Annotated in this window: 16 protein-coding genes and 1 tRNA gene; 16 read left to right on the top strand and 1 reads right to left on the bottom strand. The window is 36.8% G+C overall.

Going from position 1 to position 18,774, the window contains the following annotated elements; genetic code table 11:
- Window positions 1-7 precede the first annotated feature (7 nt).
- From DFQ08_RS06315 to DFQ08_RS06300, 4 genes are all read left to right on the top strand, one after another.
- Entirely contained in the window at window positions 8-301 is a 294-nt protein-coding gene (locus DFQ08_RS06315; protein ID WP_147269449.1) for a hypothetical protein, read from the top strand.
- Window positions 302-528: 227 nt separating this feature from the next.
- Entirely contained in the window at window positions 529-2,850 is a 2,322-nt protein-coding gene (locus DFQ08_RS06310) for a TonB-dependent receptor (RefSeq protein ID WP_245935390.1), read from the top strand.
- A gap of 61 nt (window positions 2,851-2,911) precedes the next feature.
- Window positions 2,912-3,694, top strand: a complete 783-nt coding sequence (locus DFQ08_RS06305) for a DUF4625 domain-containing protein (protein WP_114308967.1) — start codon at window positions 2,912-2,914, stop codon at window positions 3,692-3,694.
- Window positions 3,695-3,750: 56 nt separating this feature from the next.
- On the top strand, window positions 3,751-4,233 hold the full coding sequence (locus tag DFQ08_RS06300) for a DUF4625 domain-containing protein (RefSeq protein WP_114308966.1): 483 nt from the start codon (window positions 3,751-3,753) through the stop codon (window positions 4,231-4,233).
- A 233-nt stretch (window positions 4,234-4,466) separates the two neighbouring features.
- Here the strand turns inward: DFQ08_RS06300 and DFQ08_RS06295 are convergent.
- Window positions 4,467-4,541 (bottom strand) — tRNA-Pro (locus tag DFQ08_RS06295).
- A gap of 104 nt (window positions 4,542-4,645) precedes the next feature.
- Between DFQ08_RS06295 and DFQ08_RS06290 the strand changes: the two genes are divergently transcribed.
- The 12 genes from DFQ08_RS06290 to lepB all read left to right on the top strand — a co-directional run bounded on the left by DFQ08_RS06290 (window position 4,646) and on the right by lepB (window position 18,774).
- Entirely contained in the window at window positions 4,646-5,746 is a 1,101-nt protein-coding gene (locus tag DFQ08_RS06290; protein WP_114308965.1) for a PQQ-dependent sugar dehydrogenase, read from the top strand.
- Window positions 5,743-6,186, top strand: coding sequence for a c-type cytochrome (locus DFQ08_RS06285; protein ID WP_114308964.1), 444 nt, complete (start codon window positions 5,743-5,745; stop codon window positions 6,184-6,186). Before DFQ08_RS06290 ends, DFQ08_RS06285 begins: the two co-directional genes overlap by 4 nt.
- A gap of 55 nt (window positions 6,187-6,241) precedes the next feature.
- Window positions 6,242-6,847, top strand: coding sequence for a uridine kinase (gene udk / locus DFQ08_RS06280; RefSeq protein ID WP_114308963.1), 606 nt, complete (start codon window positions 6,242-6,244; stop codon window positions 6,845-6,847).
- A complete protein-coding gene (locus DFQ08_RS06275) occupies window positions 6,847-7,173 on the top strand; it encodes an FtsB family cell division protein (RefSeq protein ID WP_114308962.1) in 327 nt (108 codons plus the stop codon). Before udk ends, DFQ08_RS06275 begins: the two co-directional genes overlap by 1 nt.
- A complete protein-coding gene (locus DFQ08_RS06270) occupies window positions 7,166-8,530 on the top strand; it encodes a methylmalonyl-CoA mutase subunit beta (RefSeq protein WP_114308961.1) in 1,365 nt (454 codons plus the stop codon). The genes DFQ08_RS06275 and DFQ08_RS06270 overlap by 8 nt, the downstream gene beginning before the upstream one ends.
- Before the next feature lie 54 nt (window positions 8,531-8,584).
- On the top strand, window positions 8,585-10,708 hold the full coding sequence (gene scpA / locus DFQ08_RS06265; protein WP_114308960.1) for a methylmalonyl-CoA mutase: 2,124 nt from the start codon (window positions 8,585-8,587) through the stop codon (window positions 10,706-10,708).
- Between the two features lie 317 nt (window positions 10,709-11,025).
- Complete coding sequence (locus DFQ08_RS06260) at window positions 11,026-13,869, top strand: M16 family metallopeptidase (RefSeq protein WP_114308959.1); 2,844 nt, start codon at window positions 11,026-11,028, stop codon at window positions 13,867-13,869.
- A gap of 231 nt (window positions 13,870-14,100) precedes the next feature.
- On the top strand, window positions 14,101-14,868 hold the full coding sequence (locus DFQ08_RS06255) for a ParA family protein (RefSeq protein WP_114308958.1): 768 nt from the start codon (window positions 14,101-14,103) through the stop codon (window positions 14,866-14,868).
- A 3-nt stretch (window positions 14,869-14,871) separates the two neighbouring features.
- On the top strand, window positions 14,872-15,774 hold the full coding sequence (locus DFQ08_RS06250) for a ParB/RepB/Spo0J family partition protein (RefSeq protein WP_114308957.1): 903 nt from the start codon (window positions 14,872-14,874) through the stop codon (window positions 15,772-15,774).
- Window positions 15,764-16,351: a DUF5683 domain-containing protein gene (locus tag DFQ08_RS06245; protein ID WP_114308956.1), complete on the top strand. Its 588-nt coding sequence runs from the start codon at window positions 15,764-15,766 to the stop codon at window positions 16,349-16,351. Before DFQ08_RS06250 ends, DFQ08_RS06245 begins: the two co-directional genes overlap by 11 nt.
- 1 nt (window position 16,352) lies before the next feature.
- Window positions 16,353-17,054 (top strand): 4-hydroxy-tetrahydrodipicolinate reductase, encoded by a 702-nt coding sequence (gene dapB / locus DFQ08_RS06240; protein ID WP_114308955.1) that lies wholly within the window; start codon window positions 16,353-16,355, stop codon window positions 17,052-17,054.
- 112 nt (window positions 17,055-17,166) lie between these two features.
- A complete protein-coding gene (gene lepB, locus DFQ08_RS06235) occupies window positions 17,167-18,774 on the top strand; it encodes a signal peptidase I (RefSeq protein ID WP_114308954.1) in 1,608 nt (535 codons plus the stop codon).

Below are 18,774 nucleotides of genomic sequence, written 5' to 3'. Positions count from 1 at the left end.
TTCTTTAATGAAAAACAGCATCACATATTTCTTTATTGTTCTTTTTCTTTCCTTGAAAATGCTTGGGCTTCATGCCTTAACGCACAACGAAGATACAGACCAAGATTTACATTGTGCTGTTTGTGATTACGCCACAACAATAAATACCACCCCGATCCTCACCCCAGAGGTTCAAGATTTTCCTATTGAAAATCTTGAGTTTAGTACCCCTAGACATCTTATCACAACTTATGGTTTTGTAAGCTCTAATACGCTTGCAATACCCCTATTATTCAGTAGACCCCCACCTTATTTCATCTAAAATAATAAGGTCTTTTTTTCAGGGATCTTAAGATTCTCTGTGGTCTATTTACAAGCAACTTTTACCTCAACTAAAAACGCATGTCCTACATGTAAGGTATAAGAAGCGTTGGTTTTAATACCAATAGATCTCACATTCCCTACACCCGAATCATTTTAAAACTTCTTTAGTATCTCAATATGTTATACAAAACACTGAGCTTTTGGTTATGTTTAAATTTAAGCGCCATGGGTTTCACCCAAAATGCCTTACAGATAAAAGGTATTGTTGCAAACGCCAATACGCTAGAGCCTATTGAAGGCGCTGCCATCATGGCAAACGGCCTATTTTCAACCTCTTCAGTAACAGGAAATTTCACCCTAAATAATGTAAAAGAGGGCACCTATACTTTGACTATTTCACATGTGAGTTATGCAACAAAAACGCTTAGCATTAAATCCGGTACAACTGAAGAAACTTATAAGATTTTTTTAGAAGAAGCCGCCACAGCGCTTGATAAAATAGAGCTTAATGGAAAAACTAAAAAGCGTGAACTAAAAGAATCTCCGGTCGTGGCTCAATTAGTCTCTGAAGCTTTTCTATCTAATAACCGCGAGAACAGTTTGATGCAAACCCTAAGTAAAATTCCTGGAGTAAGTACTATTAATATCGGATCTGGACAATCTAAACCTGTAATACGCGGCTTAGGTTTTAATAGAGTTTCGGTGATTCAGAATGGTGTAAAACACGAAGCCCAACAATGGGGTAATGATCACGGTTTAGAAATAGATCAATATGGTATTGAGACCATTAAAATTGTAAAAGGCCCAGCGTCTTTGGTTTATGGCTCAGACGCTATTGCAGGTGTGGTAGATATACAACCCAATAAAATACCTCTTAAAGATTCTTTTCAAGGGAATGTTAATTTACTCGGAGAAAGTAATAACGATTTATTAGGAGTTTCTGTAGGTCTCGAAGCGAGAAACGATAAATGGTTTTATCGTGGACGCCTGACTTATAGAGATTACGCGGATTACAAGGTTCCTACGGATAAAATTTCATATGAAAATTACATTTTTGAGTTACACGATAACAACCTAAGAAATACCGCAGGAAGAGAAGCCAATGTCAGTCTAAGTTTTGGTTATACCACCGATCGCATCACTTCTGAAACCACATTAAGCAACGTTAATGCTAAAAATGGATTTTTTGCCAATGCGCACGGCTTAGAGGTGAGAACTTCAACTATAGACTACGACAGTTCTAATAGAGACATAGACCTTCCCTACCACAAAGTCAATCATTTGAAGATCTTAAACAACACGGTTATCAATTTAGAAAAGCATAACCTTAATATCGATTTAGGCTTTCAAAATAATCAGCGCGAAGAACATTCCGAACCGATTCCACACGGCTATATGCCTACACCTCCCGATAGTAAGGAGCGTCGTTTTAATAAAGACACAGGGACTTTAAATATAAAAGATGCGTTTCAGCCTATGGCCAATCACAATATAGTTGCTGGATTAAATTTAGAGTTTCAAGATAATAAAATTGGAGGTTGGGGATTTTTAATTCCAGAATACACCCGATTTACAATTGGCGCTTTTGCCTTTGATCAGTATGAACTCAATTCAGACTTACACCTTCTAGCCGGTATCCGTTATGATTATGGACGCGTAGATAGTAAAGCCTATTTTGATTGGTATCCGACAACTGTGAATAATACCGATGGCACTTCATCAGAAATTTATTTACAAAGAGCCCAAGACAAAACTCTTAATTTTGGTACCCTCAGTGCGTCTATTGGCCTTAGCTACCTCTTAAACAATACCACGGTTAAAATAAATGTTGGAAAAAGTTTTAGAATGCCCTTAGCCAATGAGCTCGCCTCAGATGGTGTTAATTACCATATGTATCGTTACGAAAAAGGTAATCTTAACTTAGACCCTGAAGAATCGTATCAAATTGATGTAGATATAGATCACACTACTGAAATGTTCAGTATAGGCATTAGTCCTTTCGTCAATTTTTTCGAAAATTTTATTTATTTAAATCCTACATCTAATTATTACGAGACGTTACAGATTTATGAGTACACTCAGAATAAAGTTTTTAGAGCAGGTGGAGAATTAAGAGCACAGACAACAATTGGGAATAACCTACAACTAAATGCCGCTTCAGAATACGTTTACAGTAGGCAAAATAGCGGCCCAAAAGAAGGCTTCACCATTCCATTTTCGCCGCCTTTATCCACATTATTTTCAGCACAATACCAATTCAAAGACCTCTTATTTTTAAAACAACCGCAACTCTCGGCAGATTATAGAATGACGGCCGCACAAAACAATATTGTTCCACCAGAGGAAAAAACGGACGGTTATGAGGTGCTTAACTTAACCTTATTAACGCAAATCCAAGTTTTTAATTTAAAATCACCTTTAGACCTCAAATTCAAACTCAACAATGTTCTGAATACCGAATACTACAACCATACGAGTTTTTACCGCTTAATTGATGTTCCTGAAGCCGGAAGAAACATTTCCATTGCGCTAACACAACAATTTTAAACAAAACTTTACCCATAGAAAATTAATTAAAACAAATACAATAACCATTAAATCAAATCTTATGAAATCAAATTTTAAAATTTTAAGCTTTATTGCCATTTTCGGAATCCTTCTCAACTCATGTAGTAGTGATGATGATGCCAGTTCTCCTGGTGTAAATGCACCAGAAATTACCGATTTTGAATATGGAGAAGGCAGTTCACACTCCACAGATCAAGCCGCTTTCACAGGCTCTGACATCCATATTGAAGCCGATATTTATGCTGAAGGCGTAGTAAACAGTATTATCCTTTCTATTCATGCTCATGATTTAGAAGCCGGTGAAAATGAAGATGAATGGGAATTTGAACAAGTTTATGACGCGGCCAGTTACCAAGTCATTAACCCATCATTCCACGTTCATGTTGACGTCCCTCAATATGCCGCTGAAGGAGAATACCATATTGAATTAGTTGTCATCGATGAGGCTGGAAACAGCACTGAAATTGAAGGTCATATAGACGTTATCAACTTAATTACTTTCAGTAATGCAGATATTGACGCCACAGTTGTAAGAGGTGAAGAATTTCATATGGATGTAGAAATTGGAGCCTTAAACGGAATTCATGAATTAAACGTAGATATCCATGCTCATGACCTTATTGTTGGAGACGGTGAAGTAGAATGGGATGGTGAGTTTGACTATTCTACTGATTTTCATGATTTAACTGAAGCTGATTTCCACAAACATATTCAAGTTCCAGCGACAGCTCCTGCAGGAGAATACCACATTACTATTACTGTTGAAGATGAAGATGGACACACAGAATCATACGAAACACATATCGATGTTATCGCATCTTAAAAATTAATAATACCGCATAGTATACTCAAATACTATGCGGTTTTAAACGTTAAAACATGACATTTAAAACCTCTTATTTACACCTTTTAGTCGCATTTCTATTCCTTGCCACCTCTTGCTCTAGTGACGATGGGATAACTATAGATGAAGAAAAACCAACCATTACCATAAATTACACCGATGGTTTTCCACAAGCTTGCCAAGAGCTTACCAAAGGAGAAACCTATACGTTTAAAGCTCAAGTTACAGACAATAGAGCTTTAGCTGCTTATAGTTTAGAAATTCACCATAATTTTGATCACCACACTCATGATGATCAGGGAGAAGTCTGCACCTTAGACCCTATAAAAGATGCTTTTAACCCTATGATGTTTTTAGAAAATTACACTTTAGAAGATGCTCCAACCTTTTATGAATTAAATATTAGTATCACTATCCCTAACGATGTAGATACCGGAGATTACCATTGTGCTTACTCCGTTACAGATGAAACCGGTTGGCAACGTAGAACCTCTATAGACATTAAAATTGTAGATTAATTAATTTGAAGTCTTAACAGGGCACAAAAAACACCCTTTTAATATTAAAAGTGATGGTATTAGCAAATACGATCACTTTTTTTTGCCTTTACCTTTAATACAGCGCTTAAAAGGTTTCAAGCCGTGGTTACCTGTGGTTTGGTGGTATTTATAAAACCTGTCTAAGATTAAATTTACTGCTTAAAAACAAAAAAACTCTATACATCATGAGATCTATAGAGTCTTAAAAGTAGTCGGGGTGGCAGGATTCGAACCTGCGGCCTCCACGTCCCAAACGTGGCGCGATAACCGGGCTACGCTACACCCCGAATTTTGTATTATCAATTTCGGACTGCAAATATATAAATTTTCTTTAGAATCCAACAACATTTACCTAACTTTAAAAACTAATTTTTTTTAAGACCAGGATCTCATGAAAATAAAGAGCGTTATTATCGGTTTAATACTTACATCAACCTTGGCTTGTGCACAAGACAACACCCCTAAAAATGAAGAACATACACACCAAGTTATTGTTTCTGACCTCTCAATTCCATGGGGATTTACATTTTTACCCGATGGTGAAATTTTAATTACAGAAAAATCTGGAGACCTCATTATTTTTAAAAATGGCAAAAAAAATAAGGTTTCAGGGGTTCCTGAAATTTATTTAAGAGGTCAAGGAGGTCTATTAGACGTCATATTAGATCCTAATTTTAAAACCAACCATTGGATATATCTGTCATATGCCTCTTCTAATGGTGAGGGTGATGGCGGAAACACCACCATTGCTAGAGCACAACTCCAACAAAACAGCTTAACCAATTTAGAAGTCCTTTATAAAGCTAGCCCAAACAGTACCAAAGGACAACATTTTGGATCACGACTCGCTTTTGATGCTCAAGGCCTACTCTATTTTAGCATTGGAGATCGTGGAAATAGAGATGAAAACCCACAAGACCTCAGTAGAGATGGTGGTAAAATCTATCGTATTCATCCCGATGGTACCATCCCAAAAGACAATCCGTTTAGTAATACTTCAGGAGCAAAAACAGCCATTTACTCTTATGGACATCGCAATCCACAAGGCATGACCATTCATCCTGAAACCGGTAAAATTTGGACCCATGAACACGGCCCAAAAGGCGGCGATGAAATTAATATTATTGAAGCCGGTAAAAATTATGGTTGGCCTGTTATTAGTTATGGCGTTAACTATATTGGCACTAAATTTACGGATATCACTGAAAAAGAAGGTATGGAACAACCGCTGCATTACTGGGATCCCTCTATTGCACCAAGCGGGATGGCATTTATTAGTAGTGATCAGTATGGCGACTGGAAAGGGAACTTATTAATAGGCTCTTTAAAATTTCAGTATTTAGATATGTGTACGTTAAAAGATAATAAAGTTATTAAAGAAGAACGCCTTTTAGATGGTCTTGGCCGCGTAAGAACTGTAAAACAAGGACCAGATGGTTATATTTACGTGGGCATTGAAAATTTAGGTATTGTAAAATTAATTAAAAAATGAAATATATAGTCAGCTTAGCTTTGGTACTAACAACCCTAGCTTCATGTAACTCAAACACAAAAACATCAAAAGTTTTAGCGCAAAATAATAGCGTTACGGAACAAGATCTCCCACAACTTAAAGAAAGTATGGCCCGTGGTAAAATAGTCTATAATGATCTCTGCATCACCTGTCATTTAGCAGAAGGACAAGGTGCGCCAAAGGTGTTTCCGCCACTCGCCAATTCCGATTTTTTAAAAAATAAACAAACGGAAAGTATTAAGGCTGTTAAGTATGGTTTATCTGGAGAAATTAAAGTCAATGGCGTTACCTACAATAGCGTCATGTCTCCTTTAGGACTCTCAGATAAAGAAGTTGCAGATGTCATTAATTATATCAATAATAGTTGGGGAAACCAGATTGATAACTTCGTTACTCCAGAGAAAGTTTCAGAATTATAAAGAGCATACGACTTAAAAAATTAAATTTGCAGCATAAAACAAATTTGAATTAAATATGCTTATAATAGGAATTGCTGGTGGTACAGGATGTGGAAAAACAACGGTAGTTAACACCATTTTAAATGAACTCCCTGAAGGAGAAGTCGGCGTTATTTCGCAAGATTCTTACTACAAAGACACCTCGCATTTAAGTTTTGAAGAACGTGTGAAGATCAATTTTGATCACCCAAGATCTATAGATTTCGATTTATTAAAAGAACACCTCGAAGACTTAAAAAAAGGAAAAAGCATTGACCAACCCGTGTATTCCTTTGTAAAACATAACCGTACCGGAGACGTGATTGTTACCCGCCCTAGAAAGGTGATGATTGTTGAAGGGATCTTAATCTTATCTCATTCTGAAATCCGCGATCTTTTTGATATAAAAATCTATGTGCATGCCGATTCTGATGAACGCCTAATTAGACGATTAAGACGAGATATAACAGAACGCGGAAGAGATATTAATGAAGTATTGCAACGCTACCAATCAACATTAAAACCAATGCATCAGCAGTTTATAGAACCGATGAAAGAATATGCTGATATCATTATACCAAACAATAAATACAACACCGTTGCCGTAGACATAGTGAAAACGATTATTAACGAACGATTATAATGCGAAAATTCAATAATAAATATCTTAAACCTTTTAAGAACATCTATGTCATTGTTCTTATTGTATTCACGGTTTGGATGTTATTTTTTGATGCCCACTCATGGTTGTTTCACCATGAGCTTAATAGTGATATTGATGAGCTCGAATACCAAAAAGAGCATTACCGAAATGAAATGGCTAAAGACAACAAAGCCATTAAAGAATTAAGTACTGATGAAGGTATAGAACGTACCGCTCGTGAAACCTATTATATGAAAAAACCGAACGAGGATATTTTCATCATAGAGTACGAAGACAGTATAGCGAAACAAAAACAAGATGAGTAAATCCTTATTTCATACATTTGAGGCCGTCTCTTCAAAAGCCTGGAAACAAAAGATTCAAATGGATCTTAAAGGAGCTGACTATAATGATACCCTCATTTGGAAAACCAAAGAAGATATCAACGTCAAACCCTTTTACCATGCCGATGAGTTTTCAACCTTACCCCCTATTTCTAAGAGTAAAGCCACACGTTGGAAAATTGGACAGGTCATCACGGTTAAAGCTGCCGAAGCCGCTAATACAAAAGCTTTAGAGGCTCTTAAAAGAGGAGCTAACCATATCTTATTTCATATTACTTCTTCAGAGATTTCCATTGCAGATCTTCTACGTGATATAGATTTAAATACGTTATCTGTTACTATTTCTTGTGAATCTTTAGACGCTGAAACACTTATAAAACAATGCCCTAAATCTCCCAATGTAAATGTACGAACGGACATTATTGGGCATTTAGCAAAGACAGGAAATTGGTATCAAAATTTAAAAAAAGATCACCAACAATTTGAAAGCCTGGTTAAAACCTTTGGGCAACTTAATATTGATCTTGAAACCTACCAAAATGCCGGTGCTACTATGGTACAACAGTTGGCTTACGGGCTTGCCCATGCCAATGAATACCTAAACCATTTGGATACTGTACTTAACGTAGAAGAAAAACAAAAGCTCGATGTAAGATTCCATGTGGCTGTGGGCTCTAATTATTTCTTTGAAATGGCAAAAATTAGAGCACTGCGTCAACTTTGGGAAAGTTTAGCCAAAGCCTATGACGTTAATACCAATTGCGCCATCACGGCTACCCCTAGCCTTCGTAACAAAACGATTTATGATTATAACGTGAACATGTTACGTACCACTACAGAGTGTATGAGTGCAGTTTTGGGTGGTGCTGATGTGGTTTATAACACGGCTTATGATGCGCTTTTTCACCATTCCAATGAATTTGGCGAACGTATAGCGAGAAACCAACTGCTAATTTTAAAAAATGAAAGCTATTTAGATAAGGTGAATAACCCTGCTGATGGTGCTTATTATATAGAACGATTAACGACACAACTTGCTGAAAATGCCCTCGGAATATTTAAAACTTTAGAAGCCAATGGCGGATTTTTAAAGCAATTAAAAGAAGGCACCATCCAAAGAAAGATTAAAGAAAGTGCTGCAAAGGAACAGGCCGATTTTAATGCCGAAACCCTTGTATTATTGGGGACGAACAAGCATCCTAATTGGGACGACAAGATGAAAAACAATCTTGAAAAACAGCCCTTTCTTAAGGTTGAAAAACGCAAGACTTTAATAGAACCTGTGATCCAGAAACGACTTGCTGAAGCCTTAGAAATAAACCGTCTCCATAAAGAATAAGACTAAAGACCAGAACAGCTTTAGTTACCATTGTATTAAAAAATAACTCCTCTTATGTCAAGAAAAAACCTTCAACATATTACGCTTAACACCGAAGCTCCATCTTTGACGCAAGATTCATCTCAAGATTTTAAAACGGCTGAAGATATTTACATTAAGTCAACGTATACCAAGGCGGATCTTAAGGATTTAGACCATCTTAATTTTGTAGCGGGTATCGCGCCAAATTTAAGAGGACCATATTCCACTATGTATGTAAGACGACCTTGGACCATAAGACAATATGCTGGATTTTCAACCGCAGAAGAGAGTAATGCGTTTTACAGACGTAATCTTGCGGCCGGACAAAAAGGATTGTCTGTGGCTTTTGATTTGGCAACACATCGGGGTTACGACTCCGATCATGAGCGTGTGGTTGGTGATGTTGGTAAAGCCGGAGTCGCTATAGATTCTGTAGAGGATATGAAAATTCTTTTCGATCAAATTCCTCTCGATAAAATGTCGGTTTCCATGACCATGAACGGAGCCGTTCTTCCTATCATGGCCTTTTATATCGTGGCTGCAGAAGAACAAGGAGTTGACATGAAAGCCCTCTCCGGAACCATTCAAAATGATATCCTCAAGGAATTTATGGTGCGAAACACCTATATCTATCCGCCAACACCATCTATGAAAATTATCTCTGACATTTTTGAATACACCAGTCAGAACATGCCTAAATTTAATAGCATTAGTATTTCGGGCTATCATATGCAAGAAGCCGGTGCCACCTGCGATATAGAATTGGCTTATACTTTGGCCGATGGTATAGAATATATTAGAAAAGGGTTAGACGCCGGTATGGATATAGACACCTTTGCACCTCGCCTCTCTTTCTTTTGGGCTATTGGCATGAATCATTTTATGGAAATAGCAAAAATGAGAGCCGCTAGAATGCTTTGGGCCAAGTTGGTAAAACCCTTTCAACCCAAAAATCAAAAATCGCTAGCCTTAAGAACCCATTGCCAGACCTCTGGCTGGAGTTTAACTGAGCAAGACCCTTTTAATAATGTGGCTCGTACCTGTATTGAAGCCTCCGCAGCAGCCTTTGGAGGGACGCAAAGTTTACATACCAATGCCTTAGATGAGGCCATCGCCTTGCCTACAGATTTCTCTGCTCGAATTGCAAGAAATACGCAAATTTACCTTCAAGAAGAAACCCATATTACAAAAACGGTAGACCCTTGGGCAGGAAGTTATTATGTTGAAAAACTAACGGCTGATATTGCAGAAAAAGCCTGGGCATTAATTGAAGAAGTGGAAGCTTTAGGTGGTATGACCAAGGCTATTGAAGCGGGAATTCCAAAACTACGTATTGAAGAAGCTGCGGCAAGAAAACAAGCCCGAATTGACTCTGCCCAAGATATTATTGTTGGCGTTAATAAGTACCGTCTTTCTGAAGAAGATCCTATTTCTACTTTAGAGGTCGATAACCAATCTGTTAGATTGCAACAAATAGAACGTTTAAATACAATTAAAGCGGAACGCGAAACGGAAGCCGTTAATAAGGCCTTAGAAAAATTAACTCATGCCGCTAAAACAGGTCAGGAAAATTTATTAGCTTTAGCCATAGATGCCGCAAGAAAAAGAGCCACTTTAGGAGAAATCAGTGATGCTTTAGAAGCGGAATTCGGTAGGTATAAAGCACAAATTAAATCCTTTTCAGGCGTGTATAGTAAAGAAATTAAAGACGATAAAAGTTTCCAAAAAGCAAAAGACTTAGCCGATGAGTTTGCAGCTCGAGATGGCCGTAGACCTCGTATAATGATTGCCAAAATGGGACAAGATGGCCACGATAGAGGAGCAAAAGTAATTGCAACAAGTTATGCCGATGTTGGTTTTGATGTGGATATTGGACCACTATTTCAAACCCCTAAAGAAGCCGCGAAACAAGCCATTGAAAACGATGTTCATATTTTAGGAATTTCTTCTTTAGCTGCCGGACATAAAACCCTTGTACCACAGGTCATCGCCGAACTTAAAACCTACGGTCGTGAGGATATCATGGTTATTGTGGGTGGAGTTATCCCTAAACAAGATTACCAATATCTTTATGATGCGGGTGCGGTAGCTGTTTATGGTCCTGGGACTAAAATTAGTGATGCCGCTATTGAGATTCTAGAAATTCTTATGGCCTAATCCCAATTCACGTTTAATAAAATTAAGCTTTAAATTTTACTAGTATTTTCCGAAGAGAATTTCCTAATGTGGTCATTCTCTTCGGAAATGCCCTACCCTTTAAAACCGCACAATACCGTAGAGTTTCGCCGTAAAAAAGAACGACAAACCAAAAGAAATTACAGGGTTAGTTCACACTCATTTTATCCCACCCAAAGTCAATTCCGAAGCCCTAAATTTTAAAAAAACTTTCCGTTAAATTTACGTTAATCTTTTAATTAACAGTAAATTATACATAATTTAGAACTTCATAAAGTATTCATTTAAACCATCAATCAATGAAAAAATTAGTTCTTAATTCCATTTTATCGTTCTGCTTTTTAATGACTCTTACTTTAAAAGCGCAAACCTCAAAAACGACCGTAGAACCTCCACTAGAATACAATCCCACTCAACCTATTCCTACAGATCCGAATGTTAAAACAGGGGTTTTAGACAACGGCCTTACCTATTACATTCAAAACAACCCGAAACCTGAAAACAAAGTAGAATTACGATTGGTTATTAATGCCGGTTCTATTTTGGAAACAGAAGACCAACTCGGGCTCGCCCATTTTATGGAGCATATGAATTTTAACGGCACAAAGAATTTTAAAAAAAATGAATTAGTAGATTACCTACAAAGTATTGGCGTTAAGTTTGGAGCCCACCTTAATGCTTATACGGGTTTTGATGAAACCGTATACATTTTACCCATACCTAGCGATGATCCTGAAAAATTAGAAAAAGGATTTCAAATTATTGAAGACTGGGCACATAATGCCTTACTTACCGATGAAGAAATTGATAATGAACGCGGCGTTGTTTTAGAGGAATACCGTTTAGGAAAAGGTGCCGATGAGCGTATGATGCAAAAGTATTTACCTAAAATGATGCACGGCTCAATGTACGCAGAACGCCTTCCTATTGGCACTAAAGAAAACTTAGAAACCTTTAATTATGAAAGCTTAAAACGCTTTTACAAAGACTGGTACAGACCCGATTTAATGGCTGTTATTGCCGTTGGTGATATTGATATTGCTACTTTAGAAGCAAAAATTAAATCCCACTTTAGTGCTATAAAAAATCCTAAAAATTCTAAGCCTAGACCTTCATTTGATCTCCCTAACCATAAAGAAACTTTTATTGCTATTGAATCGGATAAAGAAGCGCCATTTTCTAACGTTAGGTTAATGTTTAAAGATAAAGTTAATGCGATACCAGATCAAACTTATGAGGATTACAGAACTTCAATGGTCGAGAATTTATTTTCTCAAATGATTAATAACCGCTTAGATGAATTAAGAAACGGTGACAACCCACCATTCGTTTACGGTTTCACCTATTATGGCGGCACCTATGCCCGCACAAAAAATGCTTTTCAGTCTACCGCAATGACCAGTCCAACAGGACAATTAGAAGCCTTAAAAACCTTATTAATTGAAAATGAACGTGTACGTCAGCATGGATTTTTTCAAGAAGAATTTAAGCGTGCAAAAAAAGATTTAATTGCCAATATGGAACGTGCCTATAAGGACAGAGATAAAATGGAATCTAATCGTATTGTTGGGCGCTATGTCGATCATTATTTAGAACAAAATCCTATTCCTAGTATGGATTGGCGTTATGCTTTTATGAACTCGCAACTTCCAACCATTACCTTAGAAGAAGTAAATGCACTGATTAATAGTTACATTAAAGAAGATAACCGGGTTGTTATTATGACAGGGCCAGAGAAAGAAGATCTTAAAAAGGTAACCGAAGCCGAAGTTCTAGAATTATTAGACACGGTAAAAACGATGGAACTGAAACCTTATGAAGACAAAACGGTCGCCACATCTTTACTCTCAGAAATGCCTAAAAAAGGCCAAATTACAGACTCTAAAACTGATGCTATTTTAGGAACTACCACCTTAAAACTTAGCAATGGCGCCACCGTGACCTACAAAAAAACAGATTTTAAAAATGATGAAATTTTATTTGAAGCCTTCAGCTATGGCGGTACCTCACTTTATAGTACTGAAGACTATAAAGCCACTGTTAATGCCAACGGTGGTCTTACAGAAGCTGGTGTAAACGGCTTTAACAAAGTAGAATTAGGTAAAATGATGTCAGGTAAAATTGCAAATGTGAGACCCTCTATTGGGACGTACAGCGAAGGCTTTACAGGGAACACTACGCCTAAAGATATAGAAACTCTATTTCAGCTCACACACCTTTACTTTACGGCGCTTAATAAAGATGAAAAGGCTTTTAAAAGTTATGTAGAAAAGCAAAAAGCATTTTTAGGAAACCTTTTATCGAGTCCACAGTTTTACTTTCAAGATCGACTTTCAGAATTTATCTATGGTAAAAATCCAAGATATACAGGATTCCCTACTGCCGAAGCTATGGATAAGGCCAATTATAGTCTAGCTTACGAAAAATATAACGAACGCTTTGCCGATGCTAGTGACTTCCACTTCTATTTTGTGGGCAATATTGATGAGGAGAAATTAGCAAATTTAGCCGAAACCTATTTAGCTAGCTTACCCGCTATAAACCGAAATGAAACCTATAAAATAAGTGATTATAGACCACTTACAGGAAGCCATAAAAAGGTTATCGAAAAAGGGGAAGACCCTAAAAGTTCCGTACGTATTACCTATCACGGCCCTACAGCTTACAATGAAAAGGAAGCCCATGCTTTAAAGAGTTTAGCTGAAGTGTTAACCATTAAATTAATTGAAAAATTACGTGAAGAAGAAGGTGGGGTTTATGGTGCAGGCGCTAGTGCAAGCATCAGCCATATGCCTTACGACTGGTATAGGTTTAATATTAGTTTTCCGTGTGGGCCAGAAAATGTAGATAAACTTATTGCAGCAACCTTAAATGAGGTAGACCAATTAATAAAAGATGGCCCAACACCAAAGGACTTAGAAAAAGTAAAAAAAGCCCAAATTCTAGATTACAAAGAAGATTTAAAAACCAACCGTTATTGGGTAAGACAATTAAAAGATGCCGATTACCTCAAAAAAGATGCTCAGAAAATTTTAAATTTTGAAGAGGCTGTCAACAATTTAACAGTGGCCGATTTACACCAAGTGGCCAAAAAATATTTAACTCAAGGTCATATTACAGGAATCCATAACCCTGAAAAATAAGAAACTAATCCTTTAAAAGTACAGCCTTCCCCTAACTTTGGGAAGGCTGTTTTGTTTTCAATAAGTGTTAACAACTTCAATTTCTTAAAGTCGTAAATAATCGTATTTTTACCGTAAACTTATTATGGTATAACAGAAGACTAAGACGTAACGTTTTTGCTGCTTAGCGGAGACTTTCTTATAAGTTTCGTAAGTTCACATAACGAGATATAAATTGAATCCGAAGATAAAATGGGTAAAATCATTGCAATAGCAAATCAAAAGGGAGGCGTAGGTAAAACAACGACCTCAGTGAATTTAGCAGCTTCTTTAGGAGCGCTAGAGAAAAAGGTACTTCTTATAGATGCGGATCCTCAGGCCAATGCCAGTTCTGGTTTAGGTTTAGACGTGGAAGCTATAGAGATTGGTTCGTATCAAGTCTTAGAACATACGGCAACGGCAAAGGAGGCTATTGTTCCTTCTAATGCGCCCAATGTTGATGTTTTACCGGCTCACATTGACCTTGTTGCTATTGAAATAGAACTTGTAGATAAAGAAGCACGTGAATATATGCTGAAAAAAGCCATTCACGATCTGAAATCGGATTACGATTATATTTTAATTGATTGTGCCCCTTCTTTAGGCTTATTAACTTTAAATGCGCTAACCGCTGCAGATTCTGTTATTATTCCTATTCAATGCGAATATTTCGCACTCGAAGGCTTAGGAAAACTGTTAAATACTATTAAAAGTGTACAAAAGATACACAATGTTACGTTAGACATAGAAGGCTTATTGCTTACCATGTACGATTCGCGTTTACGCCTATCTAATCAAGTGGTAGAAGAAGTACAAAAACACTTTAGTGACATGGTTTTTGAAACCATTATACAACGAAATGTTCGTTTAGGCGAAGCACCAAGTTATGGTGAAAGCATTATTAATTATGATGTTGCCAGTAAAGGAGCAGTGAATTACTTAAGCTTAGCAAAAGAGCTTATCAATAAAAATGAATTATAATACATGGCGAAGGCAACTAAAAAACAAGCATTAGGTCGCGGGCTTTCAGCATTACTGAAAGATCCTGAAAATGATATCAATTCTGCAGAAGACAACAACGCAGACAAAGTTGTGGGAAATATTGTAGAACTTGATATTGAAAGTATTGAAGTTAATCCTTTTCAACCAAGAACTAATTTTAATGAAGATTCTTTAAAGGAGCTTGCTTCATCTATTCGCGAGTTGGGTGTGATACAACCTATAACGGTTAGAAAACTTGCCTTTAATAAATTTCAACTAGTCTCTGGAGAACGTCGTTTTAGAGCGTCTAAACTTATTGGTTTAGAAACCGTACCGGCTTATATCCGTATTGCTAACGACCAAGAGTCTTTAGAAATGGCCTTGGTAGAGAACATTCAACGTCAAGACTTAGATCCTATTGAAATTGCATTGTCTTACCAACGTTTAATAGACGAAATTCAACTAACACAAGAGCAAATGAGCGAACGTGTAGGTAAAAAACGTTCTACGATTGCCAATTACCTACGCTTGTTAAAGTTAGATCCTATTATTCAAACCGGAATGCGTGATGGTTTTATAAGTATGGGCCACGGAAGAGCTATGGTTAATATTGAAAGTGCTGTAGATCAACTTGAAGTGTATGAAAAAATCATCACCCATAAGTTATCCGTGAGAGCCACAGAGCAACTCATTAAAAACCTTAATACGGATACTACTGATAAACCCGAAACCAAAGCCTTTGAAATTCCGAAGCACATTAAAAAAGGAGTCAAAGATTTTTCTGAATATTTTGGTCATAAAATCGATGTTAAAGTCACTAAGAGTGGAAGTGGAAAAATTACCATCCCATTTCATTCTGAAGAAGATTTCAACCGCATTAAAAAATTAGTTCAGCGTGACAAATAAATGTTTTTATACGCTTGTTTTTTGCTTATTCTCAGTATGCTTATCCTTTTCTCAACAAGAAAAAGACAGCACTAGTATTGCTAAAGACAAAAGTCCTTTTATTATTAGTGATACGTTAATTAAAAAAGAAATCGATCCGCTACGCCCTTCAAAAGCAGCATTTTATTCTGCTATTCTCCCAGGTCTAGGACAGGCTTACAACAAGAGGTATTGGAAAATTCCGATTGTTTGGGGTGCTATAGGTACAGGGATTTATTTTTATACTAGAAACGATAAACAGTTTGACCGCTATAGAGATGCCTACAAAAGGCGTTTAGCAGGGTATACGGATGATGAATTCTATGGGTTAATCTCGGAAGATGGTCTTATTAGAGCGCAAGAACAATTTAGACGTAACAAAGAAATGTCTGCCTTAATTACCTTAGGCTTATATGCTTTAAATATCCTCGACGCTAATATTGATGCGCACTTGCTTCAATTTAATGTTGATGAAAACTTAAGCCTTAGTCCACATTATCAGTACAATGAATTGGAAAACTCGTCGGACTTAGGCCTTACACTTAATTTTAAATTTTAACATGAAAATAGCTTTACTCGGTTATGGTAGAATGGGAAAAAGTATTGAAACCATTGCTATTGCACGCCAACACGATATTATTTTAAAAGTAAAAGATACCGCTTCTATCACTAATCTTGAAGAAGCAGATGTGGCCATTGATTTTAGTATCCCATCTGCAGCTGTTGCCAATATTAAGTTAGCCATTGATGCGGGAGTTCCTGTTATTTCTGGAACTACAGGTTGGTTAGACCAATACGATACCATTACAGCATACTGTAAAGAACATCAAGGGACATTTCTTTATGCTTCAAACTTCAGTTTAGGTGTTAATCTCTTTTTTGAGCTTAACAAACGATTAAGTACCCTGATGTCTGGTTTTTCGGAATATACAGCAGAAATGGTAGAAACCCACCACACCCAAAAATTAGATGCACCTAGTGGTACAGCCATTACTTTAGCAGAAGATATTATTGAAAAAACAACGTATACCAATTGGACTTTAGATGCTCCTAAAGCAGATGAAATTCATATTGAAGCTAAACGTATTGAAGGCATTCCTGGAACGCATGAAATTACATACAAATCAGAGATTGACACCATTAGTATTTGCCATACCGCTCACAGTCGTCAAGGCTTTGCTATGGGTGCCGTTATTGCTGCCGAATGGATAAAGGATAAACACGGTATATTTACCATGAAAGATGTGTTAAACATTGGTTAATTTACAGCCCTTTAGAAACACAATACGCTAATTTTCAATCCCTAAAATGCATTTTTAATATCTTATAACGATATATTCATTTAGTTTTTTACATTAGACAAAACAAAATATTATGAGCTGGACACAGTGGTTTATTTTTATACTCATACTACAAGTTATTCACGGTTTAGGAACCTGGAAATTATATATTAAAGCCGGTAGGCAAGCATGGGAAGCTTTTATCCCGGTCTATAACGCTGTAGTGTTAATGAAAATAATTTCGCGCCCTTGGTGGTGGGTTATTTTAATGTTCTTACCTATTGTTAACCTTGTAATGATTCCTGCGGCTTGGGTAGAAACAGCTCGAACTTACGGAAAAGACAGTAAGTTAGATGCGCTATTATGTATTGTTACTTTAGGCTTCTACCTTTATTATCTTAATTATGTTGCCGATGTTCACTATATAGAAGATCGTGAACTTAAACCGAAGACCTCTACAGGAGAATGGATTACCTCTATTTTGTTTGCTATTGTAGCGGCTACTATTGTGCATACCTATTTTTTTCAACCTTTTGTAATTCCATCGTCGTCCTTAGAAAAATCACTTCTTGTTGGTGATTTCCTTATCGTTAGTAAATTACATTACGGTCCGAGAGTCCCTATGACGACAGTTGGTGCCCCTATGGTTCATGATACGATTCCTGTAATCGGAAAAAAATCGTACTTATTTGATGATAATTTTGAAGAAAGAAACAGCTCTTGGATCAATAAACTTCAGTTGCCTTTTTTAAGATTACCAGGTTTTGAAAACGTAGAACGTAATGATATTGTGGTTTTTAATCAACCTGCCGATACATTATTGGATATGAATAATTTTAATCCAGACCGTAATTACTACAAGCCCATAGATAAAAAGACCAACTTAGTAAAACGTTGTGTTGGCGTCGCTGGTGATACTTTAGAAATTAGAGATGGTTATGTTTACATCAATGGGAAACAAAATGAATTACCACCTCGTGCCCACCTTCAATTTTCTTATGAAGTTACGTTTAAACGTCAACTACAACCTGCACGCATCTACGAAATCTTTAAAAAATATGATATTACAGATTTCCCAAGATATGGTTCTGCCGAATTGGCTTATATCGTTCCTGCGGCGACCGACGAAGCGATTGCTCAATTAAAATTACATCCTGAAGTGGCGGCTGTAGCGCCTATAAAACAAGTTGAAGGCGAAAGAGACCTCATCTTCCCAAGAGATCCTAATTACAACTGGAATTCTGATTTCTTTGGCCCAATGTGGATTCCTAAAGCTGGTGGTACCGTACAATTAACTACCGAAAACATTTCAATTTATAAACGTGCTATTGCAGAATATGAAGGCCATAAGGTGGTTACCCGCGGTAATCAAATTCTCATTGACGATCAACCCACAACTTCTTACACCTTTAAGCAAGATTACTATTGGATGATGGGAGATAACAGACACAACTCTATTGACAGTCGTTATTGGGGCTTTGTTCCTAACGATCACATTTTTGGTAAGCCTGTATTTATTTGGATGAGTATTGATGGAATTAATGATGGTTTAAAAAACTGGAAATTCCGTTGGGATCGTATATTCACTACCGTAAGTGGCGGACCAGAACGTACCTCTTACCTTATACCATTTCTTATCTTAGTCTTAGGATTAACAGGTTATAACAAATGGAGAAAAAAGAAAAAGTCTAAACAAAGCTAG

The organism is Winogradskyella arenosi, assembly GCF_003337305.1.
Taxonomy (GTDB): Bacteria; Bacteroidota; Bacteroidia; order Flavobacteriales; family Flavobacteriaceae; genus Winogradskyella; species Winogradskyella arenosi.
The sequence above is the reverse complement of the archived record's forward strand: the minus strand, read 5'-3'. Positions and strand labels throughout refer to the sequence as shown.

Excerpts from the sequence above, each read along its gene's own strand:
- DFQ08_RS06250 (WP_114308957.1), top strand. The coding sequence starts at position 14,872 with ATGGCGAAGGCAACTAAAAAACAAGCATTAGGTCGCGGGCTTTCAGCA.
- DFQ08_RS06255 (WP_114308958.1), top strand. The coding sequence starts at position 14,101 with ATGGGTAAAATCATTGCAATAGCAAATCAAAAGGGAGGCGTAGGTAAA.
- DFQ08_RS06285 (WP_114308964.1), top strand. The coding sequence starts at position 5,743 with ATGAAATATATAGTCAGCTTAGCTTTGGTACTAACAACCCTAGCTTCA.
- DFQ08_RS06260 (WP_114308959.1), top strand. The coding sequence starts at position 11,026 with ATGAAAAAATTAGTTCTTAATTCCATTTTATCGTTCTGCTTTTTAATG.
- DFQ08_RS06305 (WP_114308967.1), top strand. The coding sequence starts at position 2,912 with ATGAAATCAAATTTTAAAATTTTAAGCTTTATTGCCATTTTCGGAATC.
- lepB (WP_114308954.1), top strand. The coding sequence starts at position 17,167 with ATGAGCTGGACACAGTGGTTTATTTTTATACTCATACTACAAGTTATT.
- DFQ08_RS06275 (WP_114308962.1), top strand. The coding sequence starts at position 6,847 with ATGCGAAAATTCAATAATAAATATCTTAAACCTTTTAAGAACATCTAT.
- DFQ08_RS06270 (WP_114308961.1), top strand. The coding sequence starts at position 7,166 with ATGAGTAAATCCTTATTTCATACATTTGAGGCCGTCTCTTCAAAAGCC.
- DFQ08_RS06290 (WP_114308965.1), top strand. The coding sequence starts at position 4,646 with ATGAAAATAAAGAGCGTTATTATCGGTTTAATACTTACATCAACCTTG.
- dapB (WP_114308955.1), top strand. The coding sequence starts at position 16,353 with ATGAAAATAGCTTTACTCGGTTATGGTAGAATGGGAAAAAGTATTGAA.
- udk (WP_114308963.1), top strand. The coding sequence starts at position 6,242 with ATGCTTATAATAGGAATTGCTGGTGGTACAGGATGTGGAAAAACAACG.
- scpA (WP_114308960.1), top strand. The coding sequence starts at position 8,585 with ATGTCAAGAAAAAACCTTCAACATATTACGCTTAACACCGAAGCTCCA.
- DFQ08_RS06300 (WP_114308966.1), top strand. The coding sequence starts at position 3,751 with ATGACATTTAAAACCTCTTATTTACACCTTTTAGTCGCATTTCTATTC.
- DFQ08_RS06315 (WP_147269449.1), top strand. The coding sequence starts at position 8 with ATGAAAAACAGCATCACATATTTCTTTATTGTTCTTTTTCTTTCCTTG.
- DFQ08_RS06310 (WP_245935390.1), top strand. The coding sequence starts at position 529 with ATGGGTTTCACCCAAAATGCCTTACAGATAAAAGGTATTGTTGCAAAC.